The organism is Streptomyces sp. NPDC038213 (assembly GCF_055600495.1).
The window spans coordinates 116,038-127,545 of record NZ_JBVJYM010000017.1 but is presented as its reverse complement, the minus strand read 5'-3'; the positions used below and the strand labels follow the sequence as shown (position 1 = coordinate 127,545).

Annotated in this window: 6 protein-coding genes; 4 read left to right on the top strand and 2 right to left on the bottom strand. The window is 75.8% G+C overall.

Going from position 1 to position 11,508, the window contains the following annotated elements:
• Positions 1 to 75: 75 nt before the first annotated feature.
• Together ACZ7JZ_RS22865 and rsgA are read left to right on the top strand one after the other, a co-directional pair.
• Positions 76 to 1,542, top strand: coding sequence for an NAD(P)/FAD-dependent oxidoreductase (locus ACZ7JZ_RS22865; protein WP_470942151.1), 1,467 nt, complete (start codon positions 76 to 78; stop codon positions 1,540 to 1,542).
• Between the two features lie 293 nt (positions 1,543 to 1,835).
• On the top strand, positions 1,836 to 3,002 hold the full coding sequence (gene rsgA, locus ACZ7JZ_RS22860) for a ribosome small subunit-dependent GTPase A (RefSeq protein ID WP_470942149.1): 1,167 nt from the start codon (positions 1,836 to 1,838) through the stop codon (positions 3,000 to 3,002).
• A 362-nt stretch (positions 3,003 to 3,364) separates the two neighbouring features.
• Here rsgA and ACZ7JZ_RS22855 read toward each other — a convergent pair whose 3' ends face one another.
• Positions 3,365 to 3,847 (bottom strand): DUF456 domain-containing protein, encoded by a 483-nt coding sequence (locus tag ACZ7JZ_RS22855; protein ID WP_470942147.1) that lies wholly within the window; start codon positions 3,845 to 3,847, stop codon positions 3,365 to 3,367.
• Between the two features lie 93 nt (positions 3,848 to 3,940).
• A complete protein-coding gene (locus ACZ7JZ_RS22850; protein ID WP_470942144.1) occupies positions 3,941 to 4,924 on the bottom strand; it encodes a helix-turn-helix domain-containing protein in 984 nt (327 codons plus the stop codon).
• Between the two features lie 211 nt (positions 4,925 to 5,135).
• Between ACZ7JZ_RS22850 and ACZ7JZ_RS22845 the strand changes: the two genes are divergently transcribed.
• Together ACZ7JZ_RS22845 and ACZ7JZ_RS22840 are read left to right on the top strand one after the other, a co-directional pair.
• The gene (locus ACZ7JZ_RS22845; protein ID WP_470942141.1) at positions 5,136 to 8,918 is read left to right on the top strand and encodes a S8 family peptidase; all 3,783 of its coding nucleotides are present in this window, start codon (positions 5,136 to 5,138) and stop codon (positions 8,916 to 8,918) included.
• A gap of 1,585 nt (positions 8,919 to 10,503) precedes the next feature.
• On the top strand, positions 10,504 to 11,397 hold the full coding sequence (locus tag ACZ7JZ_RS22840; RefSeq protein WP_470942139.1) for a protein phosphatase 2C domain-containing protein: 894 nt from the start codon (positions 10,504 to 10,506) through the stop codon (positions 11,395 to 11,397).
• Positions 11,398 to 11,508: the final 111 nt, after the last annotated feature.

Here is an 11,508-nt window from a genome sequence, read left to right as displayed (position 1 = left end):
TTCTTCCGTCCTTCCGTCCCCGTCCCCTTCATCTCCTCCACCCCGTCCCGTGACCCGAAAGCGGAGCGCACACCCGTGAACGAGCTCGTCCTGTCCCGCAGTTGGCCCCACCACACCGCCCCGCCGCCCGCCCGCCGCACCCCCTGGCTGCGCGATGCACTCGCCGGCGAAAGCGCCGACTCGCCTGCCGACGGTTCGCCGACCCCGTACCTCCGAGGCGAACTCACCTGCGACGTCTGCATCGTCGGGGGTGGCTACACCGGGTTGTGGACGGCCCTGGAGATCCTCCGCCGCGCCCCCGGCACCGACATCGTCCTCATCGATGCCGATATCTGCGGCGGCGGCGCGAGCGGGGCCAACGCGGGCTACCTGATGCCGATGTGGGCCCGCTTCAGCAGCCTCGTCGCCCTCGGCGGACCCGAGGAGGCCCGCCGGATCGGTGAGGCCTCCGCCCAAGCCGTCGACGACATACTGGAGTTCGCCGACACCCACGGCATCGACGCCGGACACCGCCGCGGGGACTGGATGTGGGCGGCCTCCTCACCCGCACAGCGCGGGTCCTGGCAGCAGACCCTCGAAGACCTCCACCGCGCCGGAGTCGAACCCCTGCGCCAGCTCTCCGCCGCCGAGTCCCGCGCCGCCATCGGCACCCGCAGCCACTACGGAGCCGTGGTCGATCCCGGCTGCGCCACCCTGCAACCCGCCGAACTGGTCCGCGGGATGCGCCGCGTCGCCCTCGACTCCGGCGTGCGCATCCACGAGCACACCCCGCTCACCGCCCTGCGTGCCGAAGGCCCGCGCGGCACCCGGACCCTGGCCTCCACCCCGTACGGGCGCATCCGCGCCGACCACGTCGTCCTCGCCGTCAACGCCTGGGCCGGCGAACTCGAAGACCTCGGGCGGCGCATGGTCACCGTCGCCAGCGACACCCTGATCACGGCCCCCGTGCCCGACCGCCTCGCCGCCCTCGGCTGGACCGGCCCCACCGCCGTCTGCGACGCCCGCCGCCGCCTGAACTACTACCGCACGACCCTCGACGGCCGGCTCGTCTTCGGCAAGGGCGGTTCGGGGGTCGCGTACGGCAACAGCGGGGCCAGCACCCTGTGGGGTGATGCGCTGCGGCCCCGGGAGCTGCACGGCCAGCTCGCGCGGATCCTCCCGGAGCTGGCCTCCGCACCCGTGGACGCGGCCTGGACGGCCCCCGTCGAGTACTCCGTCACCTCCCTGCCCTTCGCCGGACGGCTGAAGTCCGTACCCGGCGCCTGTTATGCCGCGGGCTACTCCGGCGACGGCGTGGGGCCCTCCCGGCTGATGGCGAAGGTCCTGGCCTCGATGGTCCTCGGGACGAAGGACGAGTGGTCGCAGTCGGCGTTCACCCGCAAGCCCGCCGGGGTCATCCCGCCGGAGCCGCTGCGCTACCCCGGTGCCAGGCTGGCCCTCCCGGCGCTGCGGGCCGTCGAAGGGCGCGAGGACCGGGGGCTGCGGGTTCCGGGGCTGGTGAAGAAGCTGGTGTCGGCGGATCCGTCGCTTCTGAGGCTTTGAGGGGCTGGGGGGAGAGGCTGGGGCTGGGGCTGAGGGGGAGAGCGACGCTGGAGGCTGGGTGGGGCTGGGGTGGAGTGGTCGGAAAAAGAGTTGGCGGCGGGTCGTCGTGTCCCCGTACCATCCGAGACGTACGCCGCAGCGGCGCACGAACCCGAACCAGGAGGTGGACTTCGATGACTGTCGCCACGCAGGGCCCCGCCCGCATCCGAGCTTTCATCCCCACCTCCGTGGTCTCCGGCTGACACCCACACACCGCTTGCGCGAAGCCGGGGCCGCCCTCCGAAGGGTTCCCCTTGTCTTCCAAGACGCTGCCGTCTTCCCCTCTCTCCTCTTCGTCCTCCTCTTCGTCTGACCCCTCCGGTGCCCCCGGCTCCTCCGTCCTCACGGCTGCCCTCGTCCCCTACGGCTGGGATGAGCAGTGGGACGCCGAGTTCGCCCCGTACGCCGCGCAGGGCCTGCTGCCCGGGCGCGTGGTCCGGGTGGACCGCGGCCAGTGCGACGTGGTCACGCCGGAGGGCGTCGTCCGCGGCGACACCGCCTTCGTCACCCCGCACGACCCGCTGCGGGTCGTCTGCACCGGCGACTGGGCCGCAGTCGACCCGGCGGGCGGCGACCCCCGGTACGTACGGGTCTACCTGCCGCGCCGCACGGCCTTCGTCCGGTCCACCTCCTCGCAGCGCTCCGAGGGCCAGATCCTCGCGGCCAACGTGGACCACGCGATCATCGCGGTCTCGCTCGCCGTCGAGCTCGACCTCGGCCGGATCGAGCGCTTCCTCGCCCTGGCCTGGGAGTCCGGCGCCCAGCCGCTCGTGGTCCTCACCAAGGCGGACCTGGTCCCGGACCCGGTGACGCTGTCCCACCTGGTCGAGGACGTCGAGGGCTCCGCCCCCGGGGTCACCGTCCTCACGGTCTCCTCCCACACGGGAGAGGGCATGGACGTGCTCTCCGCGGTGGTCGCGGGCGGCACGAGCGTGCTCCTCGGCATCTCCGGAGCCGGCAAGTCCACCCTCGCCAACGCCCTGCTGGGTGAGGAGGTCATGGACGTACAGGCCACCCGTGACGTCGACGGCAAGGGCCGCCACACGACCACCACCCGCAACCTCCTCCTGCTGCCCGGCGGGGGAGTGCTCATCGACACCCCGGGGCTGCGCGGGGTCGGGCTCTTCGATGCGGAGAGCGGGGTGGGGCAGGTGTTCTCCGAGATCGAGGAGTACGCCGGACAGTGCCGCTTCCACGACTGCGCACACGAGCGCGAACCGGGCTGCGCGGTCCTGGCCGCCCTGGACAGCGGCGAACTCCCGCAGCGCCGCCTGGACAGCTACCGCAAGCTGCTGCGCGAGAACCAGCGCATCGTCGCCAAGACGGACGCCCGACTGAGGTCGGAGATCCGCCGCGACTGGAAGCAGAAGTCCGCGGAGGGCCGCGCCAACTACGCCGCGAAGCGGGGACCGTCGGCTTAGGCGGGTCGGGGGGCCATGCGGGGTGGGGCGGGGCGGGGCGCCCTGTCAGGGGCGGCATGACTGCCTGTCGGGACGCCCCCCCCGAAAAGGAACGCCCAGGGGGACGGGAGCCGTCGCCGGAGGGTGGGGGCCCAGCTGATCCCGTTCCCCTGGGCCCCCACCCTCCGGGCGGAAGGACCAACGACCACTAGCGACAGGCCGCGGCGGATCGCTACGTGGCGGGGGTGTCTCGGCGGCCTCCGGGCCGTCCGGCGAGCCTGTGGGGCGTGGAGTGGTGGGGTGGTGTGCCGGGTGTGCCCCGGGCTGGTTGCCGTGTTCTGTGTGCCGTTCGGCGGGGCTGGGGGCACAGGAGTGCGCCGGGCTCAGGCCCAGAGGGTTACCGCCAGCCAGGCGGCCGTGACCAGCATGCAGGCGAAGAGTTCCACCAGGACGCTCGTGCCCACCGAGCGCATGACCGTGCGGGTCGAGGCGGCGGCTTCGCCGCTGGTGCCCAGGCGGAGGCGTTCGCAGAGGTAGATGCCGCCGATGAAGCCCGGAACCGCGCCCAGGACGGGGACCAGGACGAAGCCCAGCAGGGCGCCGGCGCAGGCGCAGACGGCCATGCGGCGGCTGGCCGCCGTGCCGCGCAGGCGCCGGGGCGGCAGGAGCCACTTCACGACCTGGACCACCAGGAGCAGGGCCGTCGCGCCCACCAGGAGGGCCCAGGCCCGGCCCGTGTTCTCGTGCAGGGCCCACCACAGCAGCCCCGCCCAGACCAGCCAGGTCCCCGGCACACCCGGCACCATCACGCCGAGGACCCCGAACAGCATCACCAGACCCACCAGGTATGGCTGAGGCAGATCCATCTGCCCAGTTTTGTGTAGAGCCGCGCCGCCCGCGACCGGGCGCCGGGGCTCGGGAGGGGCCGGCAGGGTGCGGCAGGGCTCAGAGGGACCTGTCTAGCGGGCCACCCAGCCCCGTTCGTACGCCTGCCAGCCCAGCTGCATGCGGGTCGTGACGCCCGTGAGTTCCATCAGGCCCTTGACGCGGCGCTGGACGGTGCGCAGGCCCAGGTCGAGGTGTTTGGCGACGCTGGCGTCCGTCATGCCCGCCAGGAGGAGGGAGAGGACCACCAGGTCGGTGGTGTCCGGGGCGGCCTCCTCGGGGGCCACCGCGCCGCCGGAGCCCAGGCGCAGCGGCAGGGACTCCCGCCAGACCGCCTCGAAGAGGCCCATCAGGGATTCCAGCAGCCCGCTGGCGTGGACGACGAGGGCCGCCGGCTCGGCGTGGGCGCCGCGGGCCGTCAGCGGGACCATGGCCAGGCAGCGGTCGGCGATGACGAGCTTGGTGGGGACGGTAGCGGCGACCCGTACCTGTTCGCCGCGGCCGAGGGCCGTGGAGGCCTCGGTGAGGCCCGTGGGGGTGGACAGGACCTCGCGTTCGATCACGACCCGGTACTCGACCCCGCGGTGCGCGGCCTGCTCCTCGGCCTCGTTGTCGGTGCCGGAGACCACCTGCGGCGGGCCGCTGACCAGGGCGCAGACCTCCTCCGCGGCCCCCAGCTGGAGCTGTACGAAGCGGTGGGCGACGGCGCTGGCGCCGGTGACGACCTCCACCAGGTCGTGCACGGCCGGCTCGGAGGCCTCCGCGCGGTACTCCTGGGCCAGCAGGGCGGCCGTGAGCTCCGCCTGCTCCAGTTCGTGCCGCTGCTGGGTGAGGAGGGCTCCCAGGGCGACCCCGGGCGGTGCGGCCACCCAGCGGCCGGGGCGGGCGGAGGACTGGGCGGCGAGGCCGTGCCGCTCCAGGTGGCGCAGGGCGCGCTCGGTCTGCGGTACGGGCAGGGCCAGCCGGTGGGCGAGGTCGGGGACCTCCGCCGCGCCCAGCGCCACGAGCGCCCGGTAGGCGGACTCCTGCCCCTCGTCCAGACCTATCGCACCCAACATCCGGCCCACCCCATTTCGCAGCTGTCCCGTGACGGGCGCCTGGCGGGAAACGGCCACGGCGCAAACCCGCCTCGGGACATCATCACCGTACCCCCCGCCCCTCTGCCAAGGTGACGCCACCGCAGCACCAACATCCGCTGGCCAGAAGCCATTTACGCGGCTGCTTTGCCGTGCAATACCGCAGTTGGCCGGAATTGACCTGGGGAGAGCGATGCGCCCGATATCGCGTACGGCAGTGGGAGCGGCGGCAGCCGTGGCCCTCGCCGTCACCGCTGCCGTTCCATCGGCGGCACAGCCGCGCGACGGGGAGTCCGGGAAGAGACCGCTCGTCGGAAGCGGCGCCGGCGGGTCCGCGGCCGGAAAGCCCGCGGGGCCCGTCACCGTGACCCTCGTCACGGGGGACCGGATCCTGGTCGCCACCGACGCCTCCGGCCGGACCGCCGCCACGGCGATGCCCCGTCCGGACGGCTCCCAGCCGCTGGTCCAGACCCGGCAGGCGGGCAAGGACCTGTACGTGTACCCGCAGGGCGCCGTCGCGGCGCTCGCGGCGGACCGCGTGGACGAGGAGCTCTTCAACGTCACCGGCCTGATCCGGCAGGGCTACGACGACGCGCACGCCCGCAAGCTGCCGCTGATCGCCGTGTACGACGGCTCGGTGGACGTCTCCCGGCGGGCCCCCGCCGCGCCCCGTGGGGCCGAGCGCGGGCTGGTCCTGGACTCCATCGGGGGCGTGGCACTGGCAGCGGACAAGTCCCGGGCCGCCGAGTTCTGGGCGGAGGTCGCCGGACCGGGCGCCGCCCGGACCAAGGCCGCCGGCGGGCTGCGCAAGCTGTGGCTCGACGGCAAGGTGCAGGCCACCCTGGAGCGCTCGACCCGGCAGGTCAACGCCCCCGCCGCCTGGGCCGCGGGCTACGACGGCAGGGGCGCCCGCGTCGCCGTCCTCGACACGGGAAGCGACCTGGGCCACCCCGACCTCAAGGGCCGCATCACCGCCGCGGAGAACTTCACCGACTCCGACACCGCCGACGACCGCCAGGGCCACGGCACCCACACCATCTCGACCGTCGGCGGCTCCGGAGCGGCGAGCGGCGGGGCGAAGAAGGGCGTGGCCCCCGGCGCCGAGCTGCTGAGCGGCAAGGTCCTCAACGACTACGGCTACGGGCTGGACTCCTGGATCATCGCCGGCATGGAGTGGGCCGTCGCCCAGCGCGCCGACGTGGTCTCCATGAGCCTCGGCGACCCCTCGCAGACCGACTGCACCGACCCGCTGAGCGCCGCCGCCGAGCAGCTCTCGCAGAGCTCCGGCGCCCTCTTCGTGATCGCCGCGGGCAACTCCGGCCCCGGCCACAACACCGTCTCCGCCCCCGGCTGCGCGCCCAGCGCGCTGACCGTCGGCGCCGTGGACCGCGACGATGCGACGGCCCCCTTCTCCAGCCGCGGCCCCGCCGGACTCGCCCACACCCTCAAGCCCGAGATCGCGGCCCCCGGAGTCGGCATCTCGGCCGCCGCCGCGGGCGGCCGGGGCGTGTACGCCTACCAGGGCATGTCCGGCACCTCGATGGCCACCCCGCACGTCGCGGGCGCCGCCGCCGTCCTCAAGCAGCGCCACCCCGACTGGACCGGCCCGCAGATCAAGGCCGCGCTGACGGGCTCCGCGAACCCGGCCGTCCCCGGCGACGTGCGCGAGACCGGGGCCGGGCGCCTCGACGTCAAGGCCGCCCTCGGCGCCACCGTCACCAGCGCCCCCGCCGTCCAGGGCGGCACGTACCACTGGCCGCAGGACCGCAGCGACCGGACCGCCGTCTCCGTCCCGTACACCAACCACGGCACCCGGCCCGTCACCCTGCGCCTGTCCGTGGAGCGCGTCACCGGAAACGACGGCTCCGCCGTCCGCAGCCGGATCGCCCGCCTCGACCGCCCGGCGGTCACCGTCCCGGCCGGGGCCACCGTGAAGGTCCCGCTGGCCCTCGACCCCGCGGCCCGGCTCGACCGCTCCCAGTACGGGGACGTCACCGGGCGGATCCTCGCCACCGGCGCGGGCCTCAGCGTCTCGACCCCGTTCTCCCTGTACGTGCAGCCCGAGACGGTCACCCTGCGCGTCAAGCTCCTCGACCGGGCCGGGAAGCCCGCCGCCGGGCCCTCCTCGCTCGACGTGATCGGCACCGACGACGCGAGCGGCGAGCGCCGCTTCAACGAGGGCGCCGCCGACCAGGTCTACCGGATCCGCCCCGGCTCCTACTTCCTCTCCGCCTTCGTCGCCACCCCTGACGCGGGCGAGGGCGCCGAACTGGTCGACTCGCTCACGTACATGGGGCGCCCGCAGGTGGAGGTCCGCCGGGACACCACCGTCGTGCTCGACGCCCGCAGGGCCGCCCGGCTGCGGATCGCCGCCGACCGGCCCGCCGAGCACCGCTCCACCACCCTCTCCTTCGCCCGCAGCTGGGACGACACCTGGCTGCACGCCGGCACCGCCATGGGCGGCCGCACCATCCGCGGCTTCTACGCCTCCGTCGAAGGCCGGGCCCGGGAAGGGGAGTTCGAGTTCGGCAGCTACTGGCGGGCCGGGGCCCCGTTCGTCTCCGAGCTGAAGGCCGTCGGCGGACCGGTCCTGCACCCGCTGACCGCGTCCACGGCCAGCGACAACCTCGACGGCACCGGCAGCGCCCGGCTGGTCGACGCCGGGGCGGGCAGCCCCGAGGAGCTGGCCGCCGCCGGCGCCGCGGGCGCGGTGGTCCTGGTGAAGGCCGCGGACAGCTCGCTGTACGAGGTGGCGCGCGACGCCCGTGCGGCCGGCGCGAAGGCCGTGCTGGCCCACCGGGACGCGCCCGGCCGCTGGGCCGCGTTCACCGGGTACGGCGGCGGCTCCCTGCCCGCCCTGACCATCGAGGACACCGAGGCCGCGGCCCTGCTCGCGAAGCTGGCCCGCGGGCCGGTCACCCTGGCCTGGAAGGCCACCGCCGCCAGCCCGTACGTCTACAACCTCGCCCAGGTCGAGAAGGGCCCCGTCCTCACCGACCGCACCTACCGGGTGCGCGACCGGGACCTGGGCGCGGTGCACGCCTCGTACGGGTCCATGGGTGTCGCGGCCGACTACCCCGACCTGGCCGGCGCCTACCGGCCGCTCGGCCACGCCGCCTTCTTCGGCTCCCTCGAAACGGTCAGGGCCCCCTCGCGGCGCACCGAGTTCTACACCGCGGGCGACACCGCCTGGGACCACCTCGTCTCCTCCAGCTTCCCCTGGGGAGAGTTCATGACGGACCGTCAGCGCACTTACGCGAAGGGCTCGGTGCGCTCCGAGCGCTGGTACGACGGGGTCGTCGGCCCGGTCGCCCCCCGCGACAGCTCCGGCAAGCGGGTCCTCGCCGCCGAGCGGCAGGGCAACCTGATCGGCTTCGCCTCCGCGATGTGGGGCGACAGCGGCCACTACGCCCAGCCGGGCTCCTTCGGTGACATCGGCAACCTCGTCCTCAAGCGCGACGGCGAGCAGATCGGCGACAGCCCCTACCCCTCCGGCGTCTTCGAGGTCCCGGCGGCCGAGGGCCGGTACGAACTGACGCAGACGGTGCAGAAGTTCGGCGCCCCGGCCCGGGTGTGGCAGCGGTCCACCGCCGTCGAGACCACGTGGGCCTTCCGCTCCGCGCTCGACGAGTCCGCGTACTCGCAGGGCCTGCCGGTGCTGTTCCCGGGGATCAGCCTCCCCGAGGACGGCCTGAAGACCCTCGCGGCGGCCGACGGACAGGTCATCGCACTGAGCGCGAGCGGCCACGCGGGATACACCCCCGGTTCGCTCGCGTCGGCCAGGCTCTCGTACTCGTACGACGGTGAGAACTGGACCCGGGCGCGCACCTCGGCCCGGCCGGACGGCACGTGGACGGCGGTCGTGGACCACGCGGGCGCGGCCGGCCGGCAGGTGTCGCTGCGCGTGGAGCTGACCGACACCAAGGGCGCCTCCGTCACCCAGACGGTCCAGCGCGCCTACGACGTGCGCGGCTGACGGCACCCGGACCCCGGTCCGGAGGCGGCGCACCCAGACGGGTCCGCCGGGCGACCTTCCCGTGGGGGGTGGGGCTGCCCGGCGGACCACTGCTTTCCGGGTTCCGATGGCGGGCCCCCCTCCCGGCGCCCCCAGCGGTCCCGCGGGCCCGCCGCGGATTTTCCGGATGACCCGTTTTCACCCGCCTTCTGCGGCCGACAATAAGGGCATGAGTCAGCAGGCGGACGCGGACGACTGGTGGCAGCGCCTCTACGAGGACCAGCCCCCGGAACCACCCCCGGGTGCCCCCCGGCCCCTCCCCGACCCCCCGCCCCCCTCGGGGCCCGGCGGCCCGGAGGGCCGGGGGCGCCCCGGTCCCGGCGGTCCCGACCGCGGCGGGGCCGACCGCGAGGACCCCGCCTACCTTGAGGCCTACCTCGAGGACTTCGGGGACCTCGGCGACTCCGGCGGTGCAGGGGCGTCCGGCGGAGCCGGGGGAGGTGTCGGAGCGGGCCGCTCCGCAGCGCCCGACCCCCGCGGGGACGACCCGCGGACGGGTGGCCCGTCCGGGACCGGCCCGGGCAGCACCGGCCCGAAGGCAAGCGCGCCGCAGCAACCCGGCCGCGAGGAGGGGACCGACCTTTCGCGGACCGGTTACGAAGCGGTTGCCCCGGCGGACACCGGCTCAGGTGGATCGGGGCGGGGTGCGACCGGGCCCCAGGCCCCCGCCCCCGGGTGCCCGGGTCCTGCGGAAGCCCCGCGAGCGCCCGCGTCCGCGTTCCCCGGCCGGGGAACGGCCGGCGGAACCGCCGCGGAGGACGACGCAGGTCCCGGTGGTGCGAGCGGTGCTGCGGACGGTGGCGGCCCCGCCCGCGAAGCCGCGGACACCCTGGACGCCCGCTTCGAGTCGGCGGTCCGCCTCACGGCCCCGCTCACCCGCCCGACGCCCCGCACCGAGCACCTCGCGCCGACGGTCCCCACCCAGCCGTCCCCGCGCGAGGAACCGCGGCAGCCGACACCACCCGCCCCGTCCGCGGCCCCGGACTCTGCGTCGGCCCCGGATGTCGCGCCCGTTCCGGGCTCTGTGTCCGCTCCGGACTCTGCGTCGGCCCCGGACTTCGCGTCCGCTCCGGGCTCTGCCCCGGCCCCGAGTCCTGCCCCCGCTCCGAGCCCTGCTTCCGCCTCCGCCCCTGACTCCCCGGCGCGCCCGGAGCGCCCCCTCGCCCCGCCCCCGCCGCCCCCGCCGGGGCCGCCCGTGTCGCCCGTCGGGAGTGGCGGGGCGTACGGGGCCGTGGGGCCGCCCACCCTGCCCGATCTGGGGGCCGCCTTCGGGGACGCGCGGGTCCGGAAGGGGGCCGACGGGGCCGGAGCGGACCCCGTGGCCCCGCCCGTGGCTCCTCCCGCAGCCCCGCCTGTGGCCCCGCCGCCCCCGGCCGTGCCCCCTGCGCCCTCCGGGGCGGTCACGGGCTCCGCGGGCGGGGGAGCCGCCGCGTCCTCCGTCCCGCCGCCGCCCGCGGGGCCGCCGCCGGGTGTCGCCGGGGCGCGGATCCGGATTCCGGCGCAGGCCGGGCCCGGGGAAGGCGGGACCGCCTACGCGCTCGGGGACGTGACCGTGGCCCCGCCGCCGCCCGCCGGGCCGCCCGAGGTGCCGGTGCCGCCCGAGCGGGAGGACCGGTACGACGTCGGGTACCTCGGGCCGCGGCCGCCCACCTACGAGGGCGAGCCCGGACCCCTGCCGTACGCCGACGCCGCCGACCTGGAGGCGCTGGTCCCCGACACCGTGCTCGACGGGGCCCGGCACGGCGCGTACACGCTGCGGACGGTCTCCGTGCGCGGGGACTCGGCCCGCTTCCGCGGCGAGCCGCGCCGGGACTTCCTGCTCACCGCCCGCTTCGGTACCGGTGACGACGCCCTCGTCCTGATCGCCGCCGCGGGCGGCCACCGGGCCGCCGAGGGCGCGGGCGAGGCCGACGCCGAGCTGTGCCGGTGGATCGCCGGGGCCGTGGGCCGCAGCCAGGAGCGGCTGGGGGCGGACATCCGGGCGGGGCGCCGCGACGACCTGCGCTCCGGGCTCCAGCGGCTGGCCGACCGCGGGTACGGGCGGCTGCGCGCCACCGACGCCCCGCCGCCCGCCGGGCTGCGCTGCCTGCTGCTGCCGGTGGACCCGCAATGCCGTACCCGCATCGCCTTCGGCACCGGCGAGGGCGGGCTGTTCCGCCTGCGGGACGGCAGCTGGCAGGACCTGGAGGGCCCCGCCGAGCCCCCCAGCGGCTTCCGCTTCCGCGCCTCCGTGGCCCGCAGCGGGGACACGCTGCTGCTGTGTACCGGGGGACTGGCCGGGCCGATGCGCGAGGAGCCGGCCCTCCCGGCGGCGCTGGCCGCCCGCTGGGGGGCCGCGGGGGAGCCGCCGCCCGGACTCGCCGCCTTCCTCGCGGACACCACCCTGCGGATCAAGGGGTATGCGGACGACCGGACGGCCGCCGCCGTCTGGGAGACCTGAGCCGGACGCCGAACGCCGGACCCCGGTGCGGGACCCCCGTGCGGGACCCGTACCCGTACGCCGTACCCGGGTCCCGCCCCCGCGCCTCCCGACAGGCGCATCCGCGCGGCC